Origin of the sequence: Microcoleus sp. B4-D4, from assembly GCF_036705185.1 — a bacterium.
Taxonomy (GTDB): domain Bacteria; phylum Cyanobacteriota; class Cyanobacteriia; order Cyanobacteriales; family Microcoleaceae; genus Microcoleus.
In genome coordinates, this window is sequence record NZ_JAUBTX010000031.1 from 1 (window position 1) to 25,476 (window position 25,476).

The following is a 25,476-nucleotide window of genomic DNA, read 5'->3' on the forward strand; positions in this document are numbered from 1 at the left end:
TTTCTTCTCCCCACAATAAAACCACCCTGCTTTTTAAGGGGTGTGCCAGGGAGATCGTCTTAAGTAAACCGTATTGATATAAAAACTAAAAACTAACAACTAACAACTAACAACTAACAACTAAAAATTAACAACTGCCAACTAACAACTAACAACTGCCAACTAACAACTAACAACTAACAACTTCTTCATGGCAGAGACTGCCCCGTCGTATTTTTGATGTATTCCTGAATTTTTTGATAATCGTCTGAGTTGCCTTCGCGCATGAGGATAATATTAGTCGCGCTGTCAGGCAGAAAAAAGCTGATTAGCCGACCGTTTTGTTCGCAAATAAAAGAGCTAATTCGACTCAAATCGATCGCAAATTCCTTGCGGTCAAAATGAATTTTTATCCACGAACCCCTAGAATTGCGATCGATGGTTTTTTTGAGGTAATCGAGAACTTGCTTGTAAGCCTCATGATTGCCTTGGGGATGCAGGATAATCGGCTGACTGCTATTAGGCAGCCAAAATGTGATGCGCTTGTTATCCAGTTCGCTCGAAAAAGCACTAATAGTGTCAAGATCAATTATGTATGTATTTTTTTCATAAATAAACTTGCTCCAGTAAGCCACACAACCCTCCTCAAACCTGCGTTTCCTGGTATTTTAGGATAGTTTGACAATTCATACCATTTTAGATTTTAGATTTTAGACTGCGGCTAACGCTCAGTCGATCGATTTTAGATTGAGAATGACTGATGATTGTGGGGATTGGCATCTTACCTGCAGTTGTATTGTGTTTTGAGATTGGTATCACTATTGAAATCACAGCTAAAAAATTCAGTAGAAATATCAGTATTTTTGCTTTTTACCTTTTACGTTTTCCTTTATGCCTTGGGGTACTAGCCCCCCAAACCCTATGTTAGGGCAGAGGTGAGGTTTTTTGTCGTTGAGAATGCTGCCCGATATCATGTCCGGTAGATGAGACCCCTCTTAAATTCTATTGTTGGGTTGGGCGGGTGAGAGTGCGATCGATTATCCGTCCTATGTGAATATTTGTCTGCACTCACCCGTCCCTACAGACATTTAATATATCAAAACTAATCGATCGCACAGGATAGGAGATTAACTTCCGGCAACTTTCCCCGCTACCAAGTCCCGAGGCTCAGTTTCTAAAACATCCTGCTTTCCCTGGGTGCTAGCGGCCTGGATAAACCCTTGAAACAAGGGGTGGGGGGCGCTAGGTCTAGATTGGAATTCAGGGTGAAATTGACTGGCGATGAAAAAGGGATGGTTGGGTAATTCGATCATTTCTACCAATCGGCCGTCGGGAGAGGTCCCGGAGACTGCATAACCTGATTCTAAGAAAAGATTGCGGTAGGCGTTGTTGAATTCGTACCGGTGGCGGTGCCGCTCGTAAATCACTTCTTTTTGATAAAGTTTGAAAGCGAGGGTGTCTGGGTTGACGCGACAGGGATACAAACCCAGTCGCATTGTACCGCCCAAATCGACTACATCTTGCTGTTCTGGCAATAAATTAATTACCGGATTTGCCGTATTTGGGTCAAATTCAGCACTGTTGGCATCCTTCAGTTGGGCGGTGTGGCGCGCCCATTCAATCACAGCACACTGCATCCCCAAACACAATCCCAAAAAAGGTATTTTGTGCTGTTTAGCATATTCGATCGCCGCTATTTTGCCATCAACTCCCCGAATCCCAAAACCTCCGGGTACAACAATGCCGTTGATATCTTTGAGATAATTATCGAGATTTCCCGATTCTAAATCTTCTGAGTTAATCCAGTGCAAATTTAGGTCGCAGCCGATCGAGATTGCGGCGTGCCGCAAAGCTTCAACCACCGAAAGATAAGCATCGTTCAAGCGCACGTATTTGCCAACCAAAGCAATATCAATCTTGTGGCTGGGACTGTAAAGCCGCTTGACTAAGGTTTCCCACTGAGTCAAATCGGGTTGCCGCTGTTCGAGTTGCAGCAAATTGATGGTTTGTTCTGCCAAACCTTCTTCTTCCATCATTAGAGGCACTTCGTAGATACTTTTGGCATCTTGAGCCGTGATGACGCATTCTTCGGGTACGTTGCAGAATTCCGACAATTTTTGTTTGAGGCCCAAAGGTAAAGGCCGATCGCACCGACAGACTAGAATATCTGGTTGAATGCCGATCGACCGCAACTCCTTAACCGAGTGCTGAGTCGGTTTAGTTTTCATCTCCCCAGCCGAAGGAATCCAAGGTATCAGCGTTACGTGCATATACAAGACATTTTGCCGCCCGACATCCTTGCGAAACTGGCGAATTGCCTCCAAAAACGGCAAAGACTCAATATCTCCCACCGTGCCGCCGATTTCCGTAATCACCACATCGGGGTTAGTATTTTTTGCGACTCGGTGAATGCGCTCTTTAATCTCGTTAGTGATGTGGGGAATCACCTGCACCGTGCTCCCCTGATACTCGCCGCGGCGTTCCTTATTAATCACAGCTTGATAAATCGAACCCGTGGTGACGCTGTTGAGGCGAGACATGGAGGTATCGGTAAAACGCTCGTAATGCCCCAAATCCAGGTCGGTTTCCGCACCGTCTTCGGTGACAAAGACTTCTCCGTGCTGGAACGGGCTGAGAGTGCCGGGGTCAACGTTAATATAAGGGTCTAGCTTCAAAATCGAGACCGAGTAGTTTCGGGACTTCAATAAGCGGCCGAGGGAAGAAGCGACAATTCCCTTGCCGATACTGGAAACCACGCCGCCGGTCACAAACACAAATTTGCTCATAGGATTTTTGACTTTAGATGTTTCTCAGTTAAGGTAACACTCAACTCTAAGAGCTAAAATCAAAAATTGTCCAGCAGGGCTAGAGCATTTTTCCTGTACGGGTGGGGAGGCGATGGGTTGCAGATTGGCTCGATCGGGCGTTTTGCACGGTTTTGAGAGCGATCGCCCAAATTAACAACCTGTGCGCGAACATTTGTAGGGCGATCGCCCCACCACTCAAACAAAAAATGCTTTTTACAAAACCCAGATGCAGGCGATCGATCCAGAAACCGCAGATATCGGGCAGATGCAACACCGAAGTCTATAATCCAAAACACAGATCCTCCCTTATTCCGGCTTTTTTCTTCCCAATTACCAGACTGGTTGACTTTCTATTAAAAGCGTGGCTGCAAAGGTGTCTACCGGCTTTGAGAAAAAGTATCCCTGTCCGTATTCGCATTCCAGCGATCTGAGCAAATTAAGCTGTTCGATGGTTTCAATTCCTTCAGCAATTACATCCATGCGTAAATGACTGGCTAAAATTAAAATAGTCTGTACAATAGCTTCGTTGCCTTCATCTTCAGTCATGCGGCTGACAAAAGCTCGATCGATCTTTAAAGCGTCAGTTGGAAAAGTGTGCAGGCGGCTCAAAGAAGAATAGCCTGTGCCGAAATCGTCAATATATAATTGAACTTCTAAATTTTTCAATTGTGCGAGGGTAGCGGCTGCTGATTCGGCATTGTCCATGATTACGCCTTCAGTAATTTCTAATTTTAAGCTGCGGGGGTCTAGTTGAGTTTCTTGTAAAATTTCGCTGATGCGATCGATTAAATCCGGCTGTTTGAATTGTTCGTTAGAAAGGTTGACGCTGACAGTCAAGGGCGGATTTATGGGAAATCTTTGGTGCCACTGGTGGATCTGACGGCAAGCCGATCGCATCATCCACCAACCAATCGGTACAATCAATCTGGTTTCTTCCGCGACTAAAATAAATTCGCCGGGAGATACTAAACCTCGCGAAGGGTGATACCACCGCAGCAGCGCTTCAAAACCGCTGATTTTACCGCTGGTTAGAGAGACGATGGGCTGGTAGTAAAGCCGAAATTCATGGGAGTCGAGAGCTCGCCGCAAATCGTTTTCTAGTTGCAAAAGAGCGACGGCGCGAGTGTGCATACTTAAGTCAAAAACTTCGTGGCGAGCTTTCCCCAATCCCTTAGCGTGATACATAGCTGCATCTGCATCTCGCAGCAATTCTTCTGGTCGATCGTACAACATTTGGAACGGGACATTGGCAGCGGGAGAGTCGGAAGACAAGCAAGACAAAGCAGTTGCCCGATCGATATTTTCGCCATTTCCAGAGTCCGATAGTTCGCTGCTTTGCGTTGACTGCGGAGGTAAACCAGAAGAAACAATGCCAATGCTAGCACTGCTAAAAACTTGATATTCGTTGAGGTAAAAAGGCTCTGCTAGTTCCGCTTGCACTCGTTCGGCAATTTGGATTGCATCTTCTGTATTGTTGATATTTTCTAACAAAATAGCGAATTCGTCGCCGCCGAGACGGGCAACGGTATCTCCAAGGCGCAAACAGGTTTCCAGGCGCTGCGCGATCGCGATTAGCAAGCGATCGCCCACTAAATGCCCCAAACTGTCGTTGACAACCTTAAAGCGGTCGAGGTCGATAAACAGCACCGCAAACACAACTTCGGGACGGCGTTTTGAAAGCTCGATCGCGTGTCTCAAGCGATCCATAAATAAAGCTCGGTTCGGCAAACCCGTTAGCATATCGTGCAAAGCATCGTGTACTAACTTCTCTTCTGCTATTTTGCGGAGGGTGATATCTTCGACAGTGCCTTCGTAGTAAAGCAAATTGTCGCCAGCGTCGCGAACAACCCGACTGTTCTCGGAAACCCAGATGGTGGTGCCGTCAGCGCGGTAAACTTGAGACTCGAACTCAGACACAAAACCGTGTTTTTCGATCGCGCACAAAAACTCGACCCGGCGGTTGGGATCGAGGTAGAGTTGGTGCTCGATATCGTGTATGTTCGCAATCAGTTCGGTGGCCGACTCGTAGCCGTAAATTCTGGCCAAAGCAGGGTTAGCGCTGAGGTAGCGCCCGTCGGGCGTTGTCTGGAAAATTCCCTCGATCGCGTTTTCAAAGATGCTGCGGTATTTCTCTTCGGCCTGTTGCAGCGCGAATTCTGCCTGCTTGCGATCGCTGATATCGGTCAGCGTGCCGACATAGCCCATAACTTCCCCGCTTTGGGCAATTTCCGGCACTGCTTGCCAAAATACCCAGGTTGTGAGGTCGCCGTTGCAAAAGCGGTACTCTAAGTTACAAGGCAACTTGTCTTTGACAGCGCCATACCAGTCACTCAAAACGCGCTCGCGGTCTTCGGGATGCAAACTTTGGGCCCAACCTTCCCTCAGTACCTTTGACATCGTAAGTCCCGCCATCTCCAAAAATCGCTCGTTGACGTACAAACAATCTCCAGCCGCGTCAGCGCGGAAAATCCCGACCGGCAGGATTTTTGCCAGGGTGTAATAGCGGTATTCGCTTTCTAACAGGGCTCTGTCAGCTACTTTAGTCTCGGTGATGTCGAACATCGCGCCTTGAAGGATGACGGATTTGCTGGCTTGATCGCGAACTGCGATCGCTCGATCGCGGAACCAGACGACTCGACCGTTGCGGGCGATCGCGCGGTATTCTGAAATCAGCGGTACGTCGCCAAAGATATCTTCCCCCTCGCTAAATTTCTGTGTGGCGTTTTCTACCAACACGCGATCGCGATCTTCTGGGTGAACGAGTTTCAGCCACAAATCAGGGTCTGCCTTCCATTCAGCTACAGAATAACCCAGAAAAGTCTCGATTTGCGGGCTGATGTAAAGTTTAGCAGCGCTGCGGTTGAGGGGAGAAATGTAGGTGACAGCCGGTATTTGTTCTACGAGGGCGCAGTATTTGGCTTCTACCGTGCACAGCGCTGCTTCTAGGCGCTGCCGCTCTAATTCGGCGGCGGCGCGTCCGGCAAATATGCTGAGAATTAGTTGAAATTTAGTTAGCTCTGCTTCTAGCAAAGGTCGATCGTCAAAAATACAAATAATCCCTAAAGGTTCGCCGTAAGAGTTTTTGAGCAGGGCTCCGACGAAACTGCGCGAACCTGTAACTACCGCTCTGCGGTCTTGTGGGAAGGCTTCCACCAGGCCGTCTGGACAGGAGTACATTGCCTGCTCGAACACTAGGGTTTCGGGAGTGTTGGCGGTGTCGCACTCAAAATTTGGCTGTAGCTGTCCGTCGCTCCAAAAACTGAGCACTTGCAATCGATCGGGAATTTCATCGCTGCGTTCGATCGACTTAATCGACTTGGCCGCCACGGCGCAGCGAACTCCGAGTGCACGGGCCAAGTGGCGAACTAAAGTATCAAAGAATTCTGCTCCTCCCGGCGCATCAGTACCTGCTAGGATGTGGCCGAGCAAGTCTCGATCTAATTCCGGGGAATCGCTGACAGCGGCTTGGTTGCTGGCCTGGGGGCGAGAGGGATTTTGGATCATCTCTCCCTCCACGCTCAAACTTGTGGCTTTGCTGGTGCAAGGCCCGACAACAGGTGAAGAGTTTACTGTTGGGCGCTGTTGCTGGGGGAATAATAGAGCGCGGACAATACCTAAAATTTTACGCAAGAATCTGTCAGCGACTAGCAACAGATTTGAGTTGGGGAAAAGCCAAAAGTTTTTCTTAATTTTCAATCTTGCAGGTAAATCGCAGTTTAATTGTAGCGGCTGTGGTTGCTTTGCGGGCGGCAGATTGGGAGGCCTTCGCTGCAATTTGAGATAAATCGCTCCGGCAAAAGCTAAAGTCGCTGATAATCCTAGAAGGTATACAAGAATCTCAAAGTAAAAAAATAAATCTCGATCGAACATTGATTAATACCGCTCGACAATTATAGTAGTTATCTGAAGGTAATCTATTTATTAAAAATAACTAAGTATTGTCACCAATGGGTAACGCAGACAAGGTAGGATCTCAGTGAAGGCAACAATGCAAGTTAATAACCCTGATGAAAGCGATCGTTTTTGAAACGCCCGGAAGCGCGTCCGTACTGAGACTGCAAGATATCCCCGCCCCTACTATACAAACAGAAACTGAAGTTTTGGTGCGGTTGCGGGCGGCGGGAGTCAATCCGATAGATACTAAGTTGCGATCGCGCGGCACTTTTTATCCAGAAAAAACTCCTCACGTTTTGGGGTGTGACGGTGCTGGAATCGTAGAAGCTGTCGGTGCTGCGGTGCAAAGTTTCCAAGTGGGAGACGAGGTTTTTTTCTGCAATGGCGGTTTGGGCGGGTTGATGGGTACCTATGCTGAGTTTGCCGTTGTAGACGAACGTTTCCTCGCCATCAAGCCTGCTGCTTTAAGTTTTGTTGAGGCGGCGGCGGCACCGTTAGTTTTAATTACAGCATGGGAATCGCTGTACGATCGCGGGCGGTTGCAAGCTGGCCAAAAAGTATTGATCCAAGCTGGTGCCGGCGGTGTCGGCCACGTCGCGATACAGTTGGCTTCGTTGCAAGGTGCTGAGGTTTGTACTACTGTTGGTTCCGAAGCCAAAGCCGAATTCGTACGGCAGTTGGGTGCAGATTTAGTTATTTTATACAAAAATACCGATGTTGTCGATGAGGTTTTGACTTGGACTCAAGGACAAGGAGTTGACTTGGCTTTCGATACAGTCGGGGGAGAAACTTTTTACCTAACTGTTCCGGCTGTGAAGATTTATGGAGATTTGGTAACAATCTTGGAACCAGATCCGGCTTTGGGGAATTTAAAAACAGCGAGGATGCGAAATCTGCGAATTAGTCTGGAATTAATGTTAACTCCGATGCTGCAAGGTTTGGCGGAGGAACAGGAACAGCAGGCTCATATTTTGCAGCAGTGCGCTGGTTTGTGCGATCGTAATTTGCTCAAAATTCATGTCAGCAAAACTTTCCCGCTAGCACAAGCTGGTGCTGCTCACGAACTGTTAGAAACAGGCTCTGTAACAGGTAAAATAGTTCTTGAAATTCCCGGCGATTGAGATTTCGGGCGAAGGGAATTGGCGGCGACACAAACTTGCACCCGATGACGGGATCGGGCTAAAAACTTTGTGAATTCAACCTACATTCCGCCATTCAAATTGAACCTAAAATAAGGTTCAAAACAAGAATGCAGTTAGCTTGCTCGTGGTTGAAACCCTCAGAAAATCAGTGATATCATGTCCGCAATACGAACCGTCAGTTTGTGTTATTAATCGCTCGGACATGATGTCATATCAAATCCTCTCTTCATTGGGATAACAAATAACAAATAACAAATAACAGTTAACAGTTAACAGTTAACAAATAACAGTTAACAGTTAACATCATGTATGAGTGCAACCGGAATTGATATCATTCCCGAATCTAAAACCTCAAATTTCCCATTTAAAATCGCGTAACTTACCATCTCTACCCAAAGCTTCATCGGCCAATTCCACCATCCAGCGATTCGGCCGCGCTTGGGGTCTGGCCGCGAGCACCAAGGCCCAAGCTTCTGGTTCTTTACCCCGGCCCAACAGCGCAGCACAAACAGTCAAAGCTGTGGCTGTTGAAAGGCTGATGCCACTTTGACAGCAGACGAGCAAATTGCCGGGGTTCGCCGACATTTTGAGGGCAAAGTCAATAATTTGGAGGACGTCATCGAGTGTCGCTAAAACCAGATCGGGGTCGTCAATTGGGGTTTCGAGGTCGTTTAACGATCGCCGCAGTCGGTTCGGGATTTTGTGAAAACTTTTGGGTTCGGGTAGCCCCGGAGTGCCGATCGAGATTAAGTATTTGAGTTGCCGTCCCGCAGGGCGATCGATAATGTATTCAGTGGCTTCTCCTTCCGAAGCTATCAAAATTTTCGGCAGTTTTTCACCCAATAAATCTGCAGAAGTTGAGGATTCAGAATCAACAGTGTTTACCTCAACGCTAACATCCGGCAAGTATTGGGCCGCCAGGGCGCGAACGTCAGCAACTTCGCGGTTTAAAGCTGATTCCAGAGCCAAAATTGCAGCACCAGATCCAATTTGACCCAAGGATTTAACAGCTTTTTGACGGACTCCAGGGGTTTCGTCCCCCAGCAGATGCACCAAACCTGCGACGGACTCCTCTGTCGCAATTTGCCCCAAAGCAGCAGCAACTCTCCACCGGACATAGGATTCGCTGTCGCCTCGCGCGATCGCCAGTCCCGTAGCCACCATTTTTTTCAAGTTAGCATCTGATCCTGTATTGATGTTCCCGAGGGCCACCGCCGCCCTGCCGCGCACGAAAATATCTCGATCCGAGAGCGATCGCATTACTGCCACCGCAGCCACCTCGCTGCTGATTTCCCCCAAGGCAGAAACTGCACTGCCGCGCACGTCTGAGTCGTTATGGTTGAGGGCTTGCAGCAGCCCCGCCACAGCCGTTTCCGTGCCGATTTGTCCCAATGCCTCGGCAGCCCTCAAAGAAACGGCGTAGTAGTCGGGATCGTGCAGCAATTCTACTAAGTGGGGTACTGCGTTGGGGTCGCCGATTTTGCCCAAAGCTGCCGCAGCCCGGGCGCGCACTATTTGATTGGTGTCTCGGAGGGCGGCAAGCAGCCCGGGAAGCATCTCAGATCCCCCAATTTTCCCGCAGTTGACCGCCGTCCGCCAGCGCACTTCGGGGTCTTGGTGTTTGAGGGTGGCAAGCAGTGCTCTGACGGCTGTTTTCGGCTTCATTTGGCCCAAGGCCCAAGCAGCCTTGGCGCGCACGGCTAAGGTTTTGTGGTTGAGGGCTTCTAGCAGTGCTGTGACTGCTTGTTTAGAGTCAATTTCTCCTAGGGCCCAAGCCGCCCAAGCTTGCACTTGGGAATCTTCGGATTCGAGCGATCGGGCTAATTCAATTACTGCGGCTTCCGAGCCAATTTTGCCGATCGCCCGAATGCTGTGAAGGCGCACGACACTTTGTTTGTGGTTCAATGCTTTGACTAGGATCGGAATTGCCCAGTCGGAACCAGTTAGTGCTAGCAGTTGAATTTTTAGCAGTGGCGAAGTTGGAATTTTTTCGATTAATTTTATTGCTGTTTTTTGAAATTCTGGTTTGAGAGTACCTGCTAGCTTCGAGCCTAGTTTTAAGTTTACTTTTAAAGCTAATTTGATGGCGCGCAAAGCCATACTTTCCTGTTCTACTTGTGGCAATATTGTCGCCAAGGCGTGCATCCCTTGTCTTTCTTTCAAATATTTTTGTTTAAATTGAGCATCGCTGAGCTCTGGTAGCTGTTGGATGAGGGTTGCTGCTGAGTTCACTGATTTATCCTCATATTTTGGCGATCGCTTGAGATTGCTCTTTTAAACTCACCGAAGCGTCCATTTTAGATTTTAGATTTTAGATTTTAGATTTTAGAATTGCTCCACAGATTAATCGGGAAGCTTAAACTCTGGTTGATTTTTTTTAGTTAGACACTGACTCTCGCATCAGCGACTTGTACCTGTTTTTGGGCGGGCTCATAAAAAAAAATTAGCTGCACCTACAAAACTCAAATTCTCATAAAACTTGTACCACTTTTAAAATATGTCGGATTCGACTATTTTTGGCAATTCCTCAATAATTAATTATCTAATTTGTTTTGGCGATCGGCAAGAAAGTTAGTAGTGTTTGCTACTTGGCATCGCCGCGCTCTTGACTAGGCGAACTGCGCTATATAATTTTAGAGCAAGTTAGGTTCAAAGAGCGATCGGCTCCGTTGAACGCAGCGAACCAAAAATAGCGCAATTCCGGGACAGTCTCTCACCCGTAGGGCCCGTTTTTCAAAACCTCAGCCAAAGCGTTACCGTTATCTCGCAAACCTTCGTAAAAAAACAGCACTTCTCCTTGAATGCCGCGGGCGCGGTTGTAAGCAATTACTTGCAACAATAGCTCAGGATTCATGCTATACTTACTACCTCGATTCGCTAACAAAATACCGGGGGATACGCAGTGCAGTTGTTCGCCGCTAAGCTGTTGGTCAACGAGTCGATCGACCAATTGTTTGTAAGCCTTAAAATCCCGGCGGTAAAACTGGGGATGAAGCATATCAACCAACTTTTTGTCAACCCAAGTTTGAGAATCTTGCAAATATTCCACCAGTCCCCATTCATAGGGACTAGGCGAAAGCGACAGCAACAAATCAGGACTAATAGCCTTCAATTCTCGGTGCAAGCGAGCCACAAACTCAGTAATAATATCGGCGCGCCATTGCAGCCAATGTTGCTCTTTCGGATTCTGTGGCGCTTCTCTCCCGCACTCTTGCAGGTAGCGTTTAACCGTTTTTTCGTCATAACCGCCTTCGGAAGGAAGCGCAATGCGATCGTCTCCTTGAACCCCATTTACCGGATAATTCCTAGCAACTTCCAGCATCAACCCCAGCAAAAAATCTTGAACTTCCCCATCAAGAGAATTCATCCATTCAAACTTATTTTTCTGAAGTAAATTGCCGCTGCAATCGCGAGCCGCCCACTCAGGTTTTTTCGCCAGCAAATGACCGCCGTTGAGATTGTAAGAACTCACAAATCCGTATTCAAACCAAGGAATAACTTTTAAACCAACTCTATTCGCCTCAACAATTAATTCTGCCAGAGGGTCGCGCCCTTGATAGCGCGCATCTATTTCTATCCCAAATTGTTCGCGCATAATTTGAGAAGGATAAGCAGTAAAACCCCGGTTCCAAACAACAGGAAAAACCGTATTAAATCCCGTATCTGCCAGAAAGTCCATTGCTTCAGCAATCCGCTGTTTTGAGGTGAGAACTTTGCAGTCGGTGCTGGGTATCCAAACGCCGCGAATTCCCGTGTGATCGGGCGTAAATGTCGTTGGAATCGTTATTTGATTTTTCGCGTCAACTAAAACCGCAAACTGCTGTTTAAATAAAGATTTGAAACTGTGAATTGCTGACTGGAATCGCTCTAAAAATGGCATTTAATCTAGGGATTTACAAGATTTTGCACGATTTTTTATAACTCACATTAGGTATCAATATTAGCAACGGGCTAGAAGCCTGTTCCACAAACAATAAAATTTATTGTGGGGCGGGCTAGCGTGCCCGCCCCTGAAATTTTACTGACCAGCCCTGAAATTGTGCTATGCAGCGACTCCAGACAACTTCTGGCTCAAAGCTTCTTTCAAAAGCTCGGCCTTATCAGTTTGCTCCCAAGGCAACTCTAAATCAGTGCGCCCGAAGTGACCGTAAGCCGCCACATCTTGATAGAAACGGCCGCCTCTTTCTGCCGGCAAATTCTGCAAGTTAAATGCCTGAATGATACCCGCAGGACGAAGTTCAAAATGCTGCTTCACAACTTCCAAAAGCCGATCGTCATCAACTTTCCCCGTCCCAAAAGTTTCGATCATCATGCTGACAGGCCGCGCCACGCCGATCGCATAACTCAACTGCACTTCACACTTTTCGGCCAAACCAGCCGCCACGATATTTTTAGCAACGTAGCGACAAGCATAAGCCGCGCTGCGGTCTACCTTCGTGGGGTCTTTTCCAGAAAAAGCACCGCCGCCGTGGCGAGAATAGCCGCCGTAGGTATCCACAATAATTTTGCGGCCCGTCAAACCCGAATCTCCTTGAGGCCCGCCGACTACAAATTTGCCGGTAGGGTTGACAAGGAAGCGAGTTTCTGAATCAGGCTTGACGCTAATATCGGCAAACACTGGTTGGACTACAGCAGTCCAAAGGTCTTCTTTAATCTTGGCTTGAACCGCGGCTGTTTCTGTGATATCGCCGATCGCCTCAGTGTGCTGCGTAGAAATTAAGATCGTATCGATACCAACAGGTTTTCCGTCTTCGTAAATTACCGTAACTTGGCTTTTGCCATCGGGACGCAGATAAGATAACTGACCTGTTTTGCGGACTGCGGCCAATTGACGGCAGATCCGGTGCGCTAAGCTGATCGGCAGAGGCATCAATTCCGGCGTTTCGTTGCAAGCAAAACCAAACATCAAACCTTGGTCGCCCGCGCCGATAGCATCCAATTCCTCTTCGCTAGCTTCTTCCCGGCTTTCCTGAGCCGTATTGACACCTTGGGCAATATCGGGAGACTGAGAGTCTAGAGCCACCAACACCGAGCAGCTATTGGCAGAAAAGCCGTTGTCAGCGTGGATGTAACCAATATCGGCTATTTTTTTCCGCGCTAATTCTATGTAATTTACCTGCGCTTTTGTGGTAATTTCGCCCGTGAGCAGCATCAAACCCGTGTTGACGACAACTTCGGCAGCGACGCGGCTTTTAGGGTCTTCGGTCAGCAAGGCATCTAAGATTGTATCTGAAATTTGATCGCAGATTTTATCGGGATGGCCTTCGGTAACAGATTCAGAGGTGAACAGGTAGCGACGTGACAATGATTATTTCTCCTTTGATGGGGGCGAATCCTGCACGACATCGGCGACAGACGACTGACTTTTCAGGTAGAGGCCAAGAATCATCGCCTCTGGGTCGCCGTCTAAGGTGTGTCGGTCTGCTCTGCAGTGTTGAAGCAGGGTTGGAAATTAGGTAAAGTGACACTACTATAGCAAAGTCATAGGATTTTAGACTTTAGATTTTAGATTTTAGCTGGGGAAGGACTGCTGAGAGCGAGGTTGGGAGCTTTACCTACAGTTTAATTACTTTTGGAAACTAATATCAGTTTGGGTAAGTCCTAAAAACTTAAGTCTTGTCGGATTCTCAATAAATCTTTGACCCAGGCAAAAAAACTGCCGCCGCCGACAGGACTGATGGTCGATTCCACAATTTTAGATTAAACTGCCAGCTTCCAGATTCCATCCTGCAAGTAAATTTCAAATCTCAAACTTGTACTGGGAGCATCTCTGTCGGAAAGCAGCCAAGCTAAAAAAAGGAGGTAGGAGACAGGAGACAGGAGGAAAGAGGAAAGAGGAAAGAGGAAGAAAGAAGGAGTCAAAAGAAGTATTTTTACAAATATGAGATGCTCCCCTTGTACTTCGGCTTCGCGAGTGTACGAGTTTGAGATTGGGGAATTGAGGGATTGAGGGATTGAGGGATCGATACTTCATTTTTGTGAGAAGTGCTATATGAAACCGACACACAATTTGATCTACCCACCTTCCGCCATTGTTTATACGAATTAGCACGCATTAAGACTCAAAGAAACCGGGTTTTTTTCCGAGTCTGTTGGTGATACCGAGGTATTTTGAAAAAAACAGGTTTGTGGCTACCCGCGACTCAAAGTGATTTACAAAAATACTTAATAGTTCACAGTAATTAATGAATTAGTGTAGCAATTTAAGCTTAAACTAAGAACGATCGCAAATAAAAGTTTTCACATTCACAAGGGAAGAGTTCTGAGAAACAGGCAAACAAAAGTTTTTTTCCTGAATCATCACCTTCTCCTTCCCCTTCACTTTGTGTAGGAGGTAATTATGAACGAAAAAGTTCTCGGAGCCGCGCGAAACGTTGCAATTGTCGGCCCTTATTTAAGCGGGAAAACAGCACTGCTAGAAAGTTTGCTGTCGGTGACAGGAACAATTACTCGCAAAGGTAATGCTAAAAATGGTAATACGGTAGGTGACAGTTCGCCGGAAGCTCGCGATCGCAAAATGAGCGTAGAAGTCAACAGCGCTACCGCCGAATACGAAGGCGTTCGCTTCACATTTCTTGACTGTCCGGGTTCGATCGAATTTGCCCAAGAAACTTACAATGCACTGATCGGTGTCGATGCAGCGGTGATTGTTTGCGAACCGGTTGCCGATCGCAATTTAACCCTCGCCCCGCTGTTCAAATTCCTCGATGATTGGGAAATTCCCCACCTAGTTTTTATCAACAAGATCGATCGCGCTTGCACCGACGAAATTACTTGCGGCAGCAACTTCACCGAGGTAGTCAACGCGCTCAAATCCGTTTCCAGCAGACCAATTGTACCTCACCAATACCCGATCGGCAAAAACGAACAAATCATCGGTTTTATCGACTTAGTAACCGAACAAGCTTACCACTACCATCCGGGCACCGCCGCAGATCCAGTCCCGCTTCCCGAACACCTCAAAGCACAAGAAAGCGCAGCGCGACAGGAAATGCTGGAAGAATTGGCCAATTTTGACGATCGTTTACTCGAAGAATTGCTCGAAGAAATCAATCCCGACGCTGAAGAAATTACCCGCGATTTAAAGATGGAATTAGGCGCTGATTTAATAGTGCCAGTATTCATCGGCATGGCCGAACAAGATTTCGGGGTGCGCCCTCTGCTGGAAGCTTTGCTGAGGGAAGCGCCGACACCGGAAACTACAGCCGATCGCCGCAGCATTATACAAAGTGAAAACCAAGTTCTGGCTCAAATTCTCAAAACCTATTACACACCGCAGGGAGGCAAACTATCGTTAGTGAGAATATGGCGGGGGACGCTGGCAGACGGAGCAATTTTGAACGGGGTTCGAGTTAACGGTTTGTACCGATTGACCGGTCAACAAACGCAAAGTTTGCAGTCGGTCAGCGCCGGAGAAATTGTCGCTGTGGCGAGGCTGGAAGGCTTGAGAACAGGCGATGTGTTGGGTTCGGACGAATTATTGCCAAAAGCCGAAATTGTCTCGCCTGTCTACGCGCTGGCGATCGTCCCCGAAAAGCGCAACGATGAAGTTAAGCTGAGCTCCGCTTTAGCTAAATTGCTCGAAGAAGACCCATCTTTAGTCTGGGAACAGCACGGCGACACCCACGAAATTATACTTTGGGGTCAAGGCGAAATCCACCTGAAAGTAGCTTTAGACAGGTTGCGCCGCAAGTATAATTTGCCGATGGTAACTCACTTACCGCAAGTACCCTACAAAGAAACTATCCGCAAATCGGCATCTTCCATCCACGGGCGCTACAAACACCAAAGCGGCGGACACGGACAGTTTGGCGACGTGTATCTCGACATCGCACCGCAGCCTCGCGGAGAAGGTTTCAATTTCAGCGACAAAATAGTTGGCGGAGTCGTACCCAAACAGTACATTCCCGGCGTGGAAGTGGGAGTGCGCGAGTATTTGGATCGCGGCCCCTTGGGTTTCCCGGTGGTAGATGTATCGGTGACGCTGACAAACGGTTCCTACCATTCTGTGGACAGTTCCGAACAAGCTTTCAAGCAAGCGGCGCGTTTGGCGATGCAGGAGGGAATGGCCAAGTGCGAACCGGCATTGCTGGAGCCGATCGCCAAAGTGGAAATTTGCGCTCCGAACGAGTGTACATCAAAGGTGTTGCAATTAGTCAGCGGACACCGCGGCCAAATTCTCGGCTACGAAGGTAAACAAGACTGGAAGGGATGGGATGCAGTTTCTGCTTATTTGCCGATCGCCGAAATGCAAAATTTGATCGTAGAATTGCGATCGCAGACAATGGGTGTCGGATTTTTTCATTGGGAGTTCGATCGATTGCAAGAAGTGCCGGAACCTTTAGCTAAGCGGGTTTTGCTAACAACTGGCGGCAATGGAAACGGTAACGGTAAAAGTTAGATAATTGTCTTAAAAAACCCGGTTTATTGAATAAACCGGGTTTTTGCAGGAGTTGCCATTAAAGTTAATTGCGATCGATTCCCATTTGTCGGATTATTCAGTTAAGTTACTTAACGCTGAAATAATATTCTCAGCTAGCACTAACGCATTTCTCGCTTCTCTTTGTAAGTTAAACATAGTATCTTCATAATCAGCTTTATTCCTCATTTTTCTCAAGCGAGTTAAATCTTTGCCTATCTCTATCATTGGCTGGGATTTTGATTGATTGTGAATAAATTCTTCAGCTACATATTGATGGTCATTGATATCATAAGTTTTATTGCGCGAGAGTCGGGGATCTTGTTGAATGTCGCGCAAGTAATTCCGTGCTAGGCAAAACACAGAATAGTAAGCTCTACTTACAGCAGAACGCAATTTTGCTTCTTCAGTGGTTCCAGCTAGCTCTTTTGCTAAATTAAAGTATGCTGACCAATCAAATTTCATTCCCACCCCAAGTCAATGTTTAGTATATTGTTAGGAATGACAAGACTCGCGTCTAGCCACCAAGTGCGATCGAGATTTTTTAACTTTGCAAAAGCTTCATCGACTTCGAGTTTGGTGTAAATGGTTATCCAGAGCGATCGCCAGTTGGCAATTTCTGGATCTGTTTTCACTTCCAAGCCTAATCTTTCCGTAGGAAATAGTTCTCTAATCTTAGAATGAGCTTCTAAAATCAAAAGTGCGATCGCTTCTTGTTCGATGATGATTTGAAAACTTTCTAGCGGGTTTTCAACCGCGTACAGGCTTTTGATTTTATTAAAAGATGCAATTAAATTGTCAAAGGCTTTAGCTATTTCAGAGGGATTTTCCATTTCTTCAGGCGGCTGAGTAAAGGAAGGGCTTAAATTTGCAGCATCCGTGCTGTAAATGCTGTCACTTGTCGGCTGGTAGCGTTTGTCTTTTGATTTTGCTTCGTACTGATCTTGTAAGTCGAGGCGTTCTTTTCTGTAAATTTCGTTCAGAGTGTTGTTTTGTTGTGCTAATTTTTCTAAAGCCAATATCTCAAGACTTATATTCTCTTCCAACTCGCCAAGCTGGACAGATGAATCTAGTTTAGCTAAAGCAGCGCCAAGGGCTTGCAGCCTCATAATATCTGTTTCTTTCATAAGAGTCGATGGTTTGGAAGTTAGGGATTAACTTTACCAGTAATCGTGAAACCTGCCCAGTGGTAGAGATCGGCATAAGGAGGTTTGTCAGATCCCATTTTAGCATCACGTCTGCGGATTCGGTCAGCTTGGTCTCTCAAATCTTGACTGCAACCGGAATTGTCTTTCATTATTTCAGACAATTCGAGATACCAGTTGGATAGTTCGCTGTAAGTAATAGTTCGGAGCCATTTTTGCGCTTCCTTGAGGGCTAGTGCCGGATGCAACTTATTTTGGCAACGCTGTTCGTTAAGAATTTCATAGAATCGAATCATCATTAAAGCGGTAGATATCTCATCAGCTATCCAGAGGGTGCTGAGGGCGTAAACAGCACCCGCAGCTAAAAAGCTGCTGGCTAAACCGACAAATTCATCTATCAGTTCTTCTTTTCCTGTTATGCCGGTTTCGCAAGCGGAAAGGCAGACTAGATAATAGCTTTGCAAATCGAATTTGGCAATTTCTTCGGAAGTTAGAGGCTGTTTATTTTTCAGGATTAGCGCTGACTGGGACGGCTGTTTTGTGTTGTGGTAGGCGTGACCTGTAAAATGGAATATGTCAGCAGCTTGTTGCAGAGCTTCTTTAAGATTGTCTGTGGTAGCTTGTGAACTGGGGATGGTATTGCAGTTAAGGTGAAAATTCGCGATCGCCGAGGCTTCTATTTCAGCAAAAAGTAATGGATCGGGGCTTTCTACCAACAGCAGAGACATTGAAGGTGAGGGTTTTCTGTCTAGTCTGTCTATCCCAGCTTGGATGCTGGGCAGATAAGTGATAGTGAAAAGATTATCGGAGAATAAAAAGTGCAGTGGCAGCAGGTGCAAGTCGCGGTGGGGAATTAAGATTACGTTTTGGATATTGGTGAGGTGCGTACAAATTTCGGGAATTTTGAGGATGTCAGCGAGTTTTTGCAATTGCGCTGTCATTGACTCCTGCCAGGGAAGGGATTCTTTGCTTTGCTCTTTGCTGGTAGTTTTGCCGTAATTTTGATAGCTGGTTTTCCATTCTTTCAACCATTTTTCTAAACTCGTACTGTAACGCTTTCCGAATATAGGTGTGGCGATAACTTCAAACTTCTCTGGGGTAATAATAAAAGTAGTCAGGGAAACTGGGCTGAGATGCCAGTAAATAATCGCGGTTGCGGTGTTATTTATGAGTAAGTCTCGGATTTCGGGATAAGTCGGGCTGGCAGTGCGGTTTTCTGAAGTTGCGCGCATCCATTGCAGGCAAAAGTTTTTCCGGGATTCGGCTTTTTCCAGGGCATTTACCTTGTCGCCAGACTGGACGAGGCTATCGACTTCTAATTGGTATAGTCCGGCAAATTTGCGCTGGAGTCGCTGTTTGATTTCGGGATGAGTATCAGTTTCTAAAATTAATTGTTCTAGCCGGATAGTAGCTTCGGTAAGGTACTCGCTAGCTTTGGGATCTCCTAAGCTGCGGCAGACGGTAATTAAGCCTTGCATTACTTCTAAATAAGCTTCTGGAATCAGGGGTGATTTCAAAAAATCGCGGGCTTGTTCGTAGCTGGCTTTGGCTTTGTGGAAAGATTCCCAATAAGTGGCTGTTTGTTTGCCATGTTCGTAGTGTGCCTTGCCTTTTTGCTGGTGGAAATTGCCGCAAGCGAGGCGATAGTCGCGGTTGCTGGGCTGATATTTCTCCAAGCCTTCATCCCAGTTTTGAATAGCTTCACTGTAGCGCCCGGAGTTTAAAAATGCCGAACCTCGATTGGCCCAAGCTTCCCACAATTGATCGCCTGTAATTTCTAAGGCTTTATCGAAGGCTGCGATCGCCTCTATATTGCGGCCCACACCTTTTAGGGCATTGCCCAGATTGTTCCAGGCCAAGGGGAATTTGGCGTCTATTTCTAAGGCTGTCTCCAAGGCTGCGATCGCCTCATTGTTGCGGCCCAAATCATTTAGGGTATTGCCCAGGTTGTTCCAGGCAAAGTGGAATTTGGAGTCTATTTCTAAGGCTGTCTCGAAGGCTGCGATCGCCTCATTGTTGCGGCCCAAATTATTTAGTGTACTGCCCAGCCCGTTCCAGGCAAAGTGGAATTTGGGGTCAATTTCTAAGGCTGTCTCGAAGGCTGCGATCGCCTCATTGTTGCGGCCCAAATCTCTTAGAACATTGCCCAGCCCGTTCCAGGCCATGTGGAATTTGGGATCAATTTCTAAGGCTGTCTCGAAGGCTGTGAGCGCCTCACTTTTGCGACCCAAATCATTTAGGGTAATGCCCAGGTTGTTCCAGGCAAAGAGGAAATTGGGGTTAATTTCTAAGGCTTTCTCCAAGGCTATAATCGCCTCACTGTTGCTGCCTAAACCATTTAGGATAATGCCCCGCCCGTTCCAGGCATCGTAGTCTTCGGGGTCAATTTCTAAGGCATTCTCGAAGGCTGCGATCGCCCCTCCTAAATCTCCTGCATTATAGAGATCGACTCCTTGGTTATATAATTCTATAGCCTCTTGACTGATTTCTCTTTCTATTGATTCTGACTCCGAGGTTAAATCAGATTGATTAGCATCCGATGAATTATCTCTAGAAGAAACACTCACACCCTCCCTTCTCAACAATCGAGAAACAATATTTTCACTTATCTCCGATCGCACTTCCGCAGAATTCCGACTCAAACTCTCCGCAGCCAACAATGGCCGGCCAATATTCCCAGCAACCTCACTAATTCTCCCGCAATTCATCTCACCCAGCCGCACCATTCGCCCACCCAATTCTAAATTGGTTTCCGGGGATACCAGCAACCTTTCTCCAAATTCTTGCAGCCAGTTTTCCCACTCAGCATCTTTGATTTTGCAGCCGATTAAAAAGCCTTTGATTTCGCCCCGACTCCAGCCTCGTTCAACACCTTCTAACAGTGCCATGAATTTCTGTTCGTATTCCCCAAAAGAGCGAATCGGAGTTGGCTTTGGCGGTGGGGGTGCTCCTTTGCGGAAATGTCTCTGAATTTGTCGCCACAGATTGAGGATGCGTTGCCAAATTTGTCGGAGCATTGGCTGGGTGGGTGATGTGTTGTTGGAGATTGTAACATAAGCAACGAAGGACACGGCAATGCCGTATCCCTACCCTCGATTAATTGTAGGGAAACGGCACTGCCGTGTCCTGACTTAGGCCGCAGAGGATACGGCAATGCCGTCTCCCTACCCCAAATAATTTTCGGGGAACTAAGGACTTTAGTCCTTACTAGAAACGATCTTCTTCCTTACCCTAAAAAGAAATAATCAAGTAACCATTCAGGAACTTAGCACCCGTAACAGACTTTCCAGTTAGCGCCGGAGGCAGCAAAATATTGCGCCGCTGATCGCCCGCTTCGATCGTCACTTCCGGCCCCGATTGAATCAATTTAATTTCTTTCTTGTCAAACCCAGGCAAAAACAAACTAACTTGACGCTGTGCAATGTTGATGTTAATAGGTTGAGGAGCTTTTGCCGCCTCAGAAAAATCTGGCAAAGCATCAATTAGCGGCTGCCAATTATTGTCACTGTGCGCCGGAACCGAAACAGCCGTCAAAGGATCGAAATCTGCAGCAACTGTTTCTGTAACCGCTGATTGATTGACAATTACACCGCCCACAGTCAAACCAATTTGTTGAGAACTTCCCCAAAGATAGCGGGCTGTGGCGATCGCACTTGCATCCCCAGTCGTCACCAAAAAAGCCGCCGTGCGGTTCGGATCTGCCAGCGCTTCCTTACCCTTATCCAAAAGATTATCGACTTGCTTAGTAGATTGAAAAGCATTGTCTCCCGACAAATCCACAGTCAACACTGTGCTGACAACCGGTTGAATAAAAGGCGACAAAGCTTTTCCCAAATCCGAATCTACCAAAGCTTGGCGGAAGCGACGGATGTACCAGCTCAAAATTTCTGGCATTCCCAGCATCCGCAGCGTATCCATGCCGCCGCTGCCGTCATATACAATTACATCGTATTGTTTGCTGTCCTCGTATTCCCGAAGTTCGTTCAACGCTAGGGCGCTGTCCATTCCCGGTAGCACTCCTAATTCTTGACCGTAAATCTGCTTGAAAAACGGAGTGCGGACATATTGAGCTTCTAGTTGTTTAACTTCGTCCCACCTGCGTTCTAGCAGCGGCGCGCTTTGCACCTGAACTGCTTTGAGGTTGGGGGCGATTTCCTGGGGGTTCGGAGTCAGGGGAACTCCTAGCAAAATACCCAATGCAGGGCCGGGATCTTGGCCGAGCAGCAGAACTCGCTTGCCTTGAGCTGCGTATTTTTTAGCTGTTGCGATCGCGATCGTGCTGCGGCCAGTGCCGCCTTTGCCCAAAAATGTCAAAATCAAAGCCATTTTCTGTTCTCAGTGCCAAATTTTCAGTAAGATTACGAATTATCAATGCTTTCGGCCATGACTGGCTAGTTTTCTAGGAACTATCTAGCAAGCCAGTTTACCGAAATAACTTTTTACCAGACTTCCTACAGTGTCACTCACCTGTCGCTGACCTACAAGCAAACTGATCTAGCAATATTCTAGAGTTTGGTTGTCGGTCAATATTTGCGATCGCCCGTCCAGCCTTTATTCACAACCTCAAGGAACGATCGCTGCTTGAAATTGCAGGCTGAATCAATTACCCAAAGCCCGATCGCACTTTCTGCACTCTCGATCTACCGAGCGATTGTAAAATTTTGTGACATTTTTTATTCGGTAGCATTAGATACAGAATTATCTGTTATAGTTATAAATAGGACTAAAAAAATAATTCAACATTAAATAAAAAAATACGGAGGAACCGCATATGTCTACCGAAAATCAAGCCCGCTCTCTGATGATGCGCCACCACCACATGGTGAAGAATCGGCAGCAATCCATGCTCAACCGCACCGCTAGCGAAGTCGGAATGGAAGATACCAACTACTGGGGCCACATTCAAGGCAAAGCGCAGCCAAGCCTTCGATCCAGTTACGATCGCAGCAACGCCACCATGAGCTAAGGCAAGCTCAAATTCCCTAATTGTCTACGAAGTTATTACCGATAATTTTTTGGAGAAACCAGTTATGTCAACTCAAGAACAAGCCCGCAGCCTGATGATGCGCCACCAACACGTCGTCAAAAACCGTCAGGAATCCATGCTGAGCCGTGTGGCTGCTGAAGTTGGTTTAGATGCTGGTTCTCCAGCGAGTATCGATCGCAAATAACTCGTTTTTTAACAGCGAGACAGTTGAATCGAGTTTGTTGTTTTTAGCTAAAAATTAATAATGACAGTTACAAAACCGTCGCGACTTCTTCTTGAGTTCGATCTCTAGAAAGGAAGTCGCGATTAATTTTTTTTTTGCTAGTTAAATACAAAAAGTAAAGCACAGCCTCGCTTAACGGCATTTCCACGCCGAAAAACCGGAAAACGAGCAACCCTTACCAAATCATCAGTCGCGGGCAATCTAAAATCTAAAATCTAAAATCTAAAATCTAAAATGATATAATCCCTCTTCAGAAGATTGAAGGCTACTAGGGAGGTCATCATGTCGGAGTGGAAAGTAATTGACGGCGGAGTTACAGCACCCAGAGGATATCGAGCATCGGGAATTACAGCGGGTTTGAAGCCTTCAGGCTTGCCGGATTTAAGTTTAATTTTGTCAGAAGTAGACGCGATCGCCGCAGGAGTCTTCACTACATCCACCGTCCGGGCCGCTTGCGTGGACTACTGTCGCCAGCGTTTGCAAACTAAACCCAGCGCCAAAGCAATTTTGTGCAATGCGGGACAAGCTAATGCTGCTACTGGCGAACAAGGTTTGGCAGATGCCCTAGAAAGTGCCAAATTGTTGGGAGAAGCGTTAAATATTCCTCCAGAATCGATTCTTTTGGCCTCCACAGGAGTAATCGGACAGCGGATTAAAATGGAACCGCTGAGGGCGGGAATTCCGCGATTAGTTGCTGAGGCATCGGAAACTGGTTCCGATGCGGCGGCGAAGGCTATTTGTACGACTGATTTAGTGCCGAAAACGATCGCCCTAGAAACCGTGTTTGGCGATCGCACCGTGCGCGTCGGCGGCATTTGCAAAGGTTCGGGAATGATTCACCCGAATATGGCAACAATGCTAGCATTTGTAACCTGTGATGCAGCAGTATCCTCGCATTTGTGGCAAGAAATGCTGAGTCGGGCCGCTGACAGAAGTTTCAATCAAATTACAGTTGACGGCGATACCAGTACCAACGATTCGCTAATTGCTTTGGCCAACGGTCAATCTCGCACCCCGGCGATTACAGAAATGGGCCCGGAGGCTGAAAAATTAGAGGCGATGCTGACAGAAGTTTGCGTGTATTTAGCAAAGGCGATCGCCCGCGACGGCGAAGGTGCAACTTGTTTGGTAGAAGTGCAAGTTAGCGGTGCCGCCGACGAAGTTTCTGCCAGTAAAATTGCTAAAACAATAGTCGGTTCTTCTTTAGTGAAAGCTGCTATTTTCGGACGCGATCCCAATTGGGGCAGGATTGCGGCGGCTGCGGGGCGCGCTGGTGTTCCTTTTGAACAGGAAAATTTGCGGATTCAATTGGGAGATTTTTTGATGATGGAAAACGGCCAACCCAAAGAGTTCGATAAATCTGCTGCGAGTAATTATATGAAAGCGGCCGCTTCGGGAGAATATTTGAAGGGAGACACGGTTTTAATTCAGGTTGGTGTCGGGAATGGCGGCGGTTTTGCCAAGGCTTGGGGATGCGACTTGAGTTACGATTACGTGAAGATTAATGCCGAGTATACGACGTGAACTACCAGACGCTGACCACTTAAGTGGTACAGCGCCAGCTTCCTGATTCAACGAGGCGGGGTGTCCAACAAAACCGAAGTTTTACTCTTGTCCACTTACATCCCCTCCTCCGGCAGAAGCGCTAGTTCCTAACGCCAAAATCCGCAAGGCTTCATTCCTAATGTTGATGGCGGCGTTGACATCGCGATCGTGGTGATGACCACAATGCTGACAACTCCATGCTCTAATATCAAGAGTGAGATTATCAACTCGATTTAGGCATATATGGCAAGTCTTAGAGCTAGGAAACCATCTATCGATTTCGATATACTGCTTTCCTTCACTCTCGGACTTGTACTTGAGCATCGTACAGAACATACCCCTACCAACATCACTAATAGCTTTGGCTAAATTATGATTCTTTACCATGCCTTTAATATTGAGATTTTATACTGCAATAACTTGGTTTTCGTCAACTATCTTGCGGGATAGCTTGTGCAGAAAATCTTGGCGGCACCGGGCAATTTTGGAGTGGACTTTTGCCACTGCCAATATTGCCTTTTTCCTGTTTTGACTACCTTTATTTTTGCGATCAAGATTTTGCTGCTTGCGTTTCAAGTTTCGTTGACGCTTGACAAAATGTTTGGGATTGCCAAACTTAGAACCATCACTGGCGATCGCAAAATGAGTTAATCCGACATCAATACCAATAGCTTTGTGAACTGGCACTAATTCAGGCTTAGCTTTCCCATCCGAGATCAAAACAGAAACAAAATGTTTACCGTCCGGGTTGCGAGACACGGTAACAGTCTTAATGTTTCCCTCAAAGTTACGATGTCGCCGACAGAAAACTAAACCAATCTTAGGTAGATGGATATAGTCACCGTCAAATTTAACATTTTGAGGATAACTAATTGACTGCCTACCGTGCTTGGCTTTGAATTTGGGCGGCATCGCCCTCTTGTCAAAGAAGTTTTTATAGGCAGTAGATAAATTGAGGGCAACCACCTGTAAACATTGAGAATAAGGCTCTTTTAACCATTCGTATTCTTTTTTGAGTGCAGGGAGTAAGCCTTGTGTATACCCTCTAGTTAATCCCTTGCCAGTATTCTTGTAAGTTTCTTGACATAGATTTAAAGCGTAGTTCCAGAACCATCTCGCGCAGCCAAAAGACTTTGCAAGCAAGACTTCTTGCCCACCTGTAGGATAAATTCTGTACTTGTAGGCTTTATACATTTATCAAGATTGCCTAATACAGATAAAAAAATCATAGCGCACTACCACAAAATTGATTCGCTGTTGCTCAATTTATTTTCACCGCGAGTTTGGGTTCTATAAATACAAAACTGAGATGCTCCCTAATCTCGCGCCAATAAA

The 25,476-nt window shown here is 46.8% G+C and carries 16 protein-coding genes and 1 pseudogene; 5 read left to right on the forward strand and 12 right to left on the reverse strand.

Going from position 1 to position 25,476, the window contains the following annotated elements; translation table 11 throughout:
* Nucleotides 1–188: 188 nt before the first annotated feature.
* From QUB13_RS20605 to QUB13_RS20620, 4 genes are all read right to left on the reverse strand, one after another.
* Nucleotides 189–614 carry a hypothetical protein gene (locus tag QUB13_RS20605; protein ID WP_333384112.1) on the reverse strand — a complete coding sequence of 142 codons (426 nt, stop codon included), beginning with the start codon at nucleotides 612–614 and terminating at the stop codon, nucleotides 189–191.
* Between the two features lie 492 nt (nucleotides 615–1,106).
* Nucleotides 1,107–2,765 (reverse strand): CTP synthase, encoded by a 1,659-nt coding sequence (locus tag QUB13_RS20610; RefSeq protein ID WP_333384115.1) that lies wholly within the window; start codon nucleotides 2,763–2,765, stop codon nucleotides 1,107–1,109.
* Nucleotides 2,766–2,844: 79 nt separating this feature from the next.
* Nucleotides 2,845–3,060 (reverse strand): hypothetical protein, encoded by a 216-nt coding sequence (locus QUB13_RS20615; RefSeq protein WP_333384119.1) that lies wholly within the window; start codon nucleotides 3,058–3,060, stop codon nucleotides 2,845–2,847.
* A 56-nt stretch (nucleotides 3,061–3,116) separates the two neighbouring features.
* Nucleotides 3,117–6,656 carry a sensor domain-containing protein gene (locus tag QUB13_RS20620; RefSeq protein WP_333384121.1) on the reverse strand — a complete coding sequence of 1,180 codons (3,540 nt, stop codon included), beginning with the start codon at nucleotides 6,654–6,656 and terminating at the stop codon, nucleotides 3,117–3,119.
* Nucleotides 6,657–6,793: 137 nt separating this feature from the next.
* On the opposite strand from QUB13_RS20620, the gene QUB13_RS20625 reads away from it, so the two are divergent.
* Nucleotides 6,794–7,801 (forward strand): zinc-dependent alcohol dehydrogenase family protein, encoded by a 1,008-nt coding sequence (locus QUB13_RS20625; protein WP_333384123.1) that lies wholly within the window; start codon nucleotides 6,794–6,796, stop codon nucleotides 7,799–7,801.
* 372 nt (nucleotides 7,802–8,173) lie between these two features.
* Here QUB13_RS20625 and QUB13_RS20630 read toward each other — a convergent pair whose 3' ends face one another.
* The 3 genes from QUB13_RS20630 to metK all read right to left on the reverse strand — a co-directional run bounded on the left by QUB13_RS20630 (nucleotide 8,174) and on the right by metK (nucleotide 13,127).
* Nucleotides 8,174–10,054, reverse strand: coding sequence for a HEAT repeat domain-containing protein (locus tag QUB13_RS20630; RefSeq protein ID WP_333384124.1), 1,881 nt, complete (start codon nucleotides 10,052–10,054; stop codon nucleotides 8,174–8,176).
* 481 nt (nucleotides 10,055–10,535) lie between these two features.
* On the reverse strand, nucleotides 10,536–11,702 hold the full coding sequence (locus QUB13_RS20635; RefSeq protein WP_333384127.1) for a glycoside hydrolase family 10 protein: 1,167 nt from the start codon (nucleotides 11,700–11,702) through the stop codon (nucleotides 10,536–10,538).
* 162 nt (nucleotides 11,703–11,864) lie between these two features.
* Nucleotides 11,865–13,127 (reverse strand): methionine adenosyltransferase, encoded by a 1,263-nt coding sequence (metK, locus tag QUB13_RS20640; RefSeq protein ID WP_333384130.1) that lies wholly within the window; start codon nucleotides 13,125–13,127, stop codon nucleotides 11,865–11,867.
* Between the two features lie 1,035 nt (nucleotides 13,128–14,162).
* Here metK and QUB13_RS20645 point away from each other — a divergent pair.
* Nucleotides 14,163–16,223 carry an elongation factor G gene (locus QUB13_RS20645; RefSeq protein WP_333384133.1) on the forward strand — a complete coding sequence of 687 codons (2,061 nt, stop codon included), beginning with the start codon at nucleotides 14,163–14,165 and terminating at the stop codon, nucleotides 16,221–16,223.
* Nucleotides 16,224–16,316: 93 nt separating this feature from the next.
* On the opposite strand, the gene QUB13_RS20650 is transcribed toward QUB13_RS20645, so the two are convergent.
* The 4 genes from QUB13_RS20650 to QUB13_RS20665 form a co-directional block, all read right to left on the reverse strand.
* Nucleotides 16,317–16,706, reverse strand: coding sequence for a HEPN domain-containing protein (locus QUB13_RS20650; RefSeq protein WP_333384136.1), 390 nt, complete (start codon nucleotides 16,704–16,706; stop codon nucleotides 16,317–16,319).
* Nucleotides 16,703–17,368 (reverse strand): hypothetical protein, encoded by a 666-nt coding sequence (locus QUB13_RS20655; RefSeq protein ID WP_333384139.1) that lies wholly within the window; start codon nucleotides 17,366–17,368, stop codon nucleotides 16,703–16,705. The genes QUB13_RS20650 and QUB13_RS20655 overlap by 4 nt, the downstream gene beginning before the upstream one ends.
* 20 nt (nucleotides 17,369–17,388) lie before the next feature.
* Nucleotides 17,389–20,403, reverse strand: coding sequence for a CHAT domain-containing protein (locus QUB13_RS20660; protein ID WP_333384142.1), 3,015 nt, complete (start codon nucleotides 20,401–20,403; stop codon nucleotides 17,389–17,391).
* A gap of 214 nt (nucleotides 20,404–20,617) precedes the next feature.
* Entirely contained in the window at nucleotides 20,618–21,712 is a 1,095-nt protein-coding gene (locus QUB13_RS20665; protein WP_333384148.1) for a Get3/ArsA fold putative tail anchor-mediating ATPase NosAFP, read from the reverse strand.
* 445 nt (nucleotides 21,713–22,157) lie between these two features.
* On the opposite strand from QUB13_RS20665, the gene QUB13_RS20670 reads away from it, so the two are divergent.
* The 3 genes from QUB13_RS20670 to argJ all read left to right on the forward strand — a co-directional run bounded on the left by QUB13_RS20670 (nucleotide 22,158) and on the right by argJ (nucleotide 24,120).
* Complete coding sequence (locus tag QUB13_RS20670; protein WP_194009216.1) at nucleotides 22,158–22,352, forward strand: hypothetical protein; 195 nt, start codon at nucleotides 22,158–22,160, stop codon at nucleotides 22,350–22,352.
* A gap of 64 nt (nucleotides 22,353–22,416) precedes the next feature.
* Entirely contained in the window at nucleotides 22,417–22,557 is a 141-nt protein-coding gene (locus QUB13_RS20675) for a hypothetical protein (protein ID WP_194009217.1), read from the forward strand.
* Nucleotides 22,558–22,878: 321 nt separating this feature from the next.
* Entirely contained in the window at nucleotides 22,879–24,120 is a 1,242-nt protein-coding gene (gene argJ, locus QUB13_RS20680; RefSeq protein WP_333114468.1) for a bifunctional ornithine acetyltransferase/N-acetylglutamate synthase, read from the forward strand.
* A gap of 47 nt (nucleotides 24,121–24,167) precedes the next feature.
* Here the strand turns inward: argJ and QUB13_RS20685 are convergent.
* A pseudogene (locus QUB13_RS20685) lies at nucleotides 24,168–25,335 on the reverse strand (RNA-guided endonuclease InsQ/TnpB family protein).
* Nucleotides 25,336–25,476: the final 141 nt, after the last annotated feature.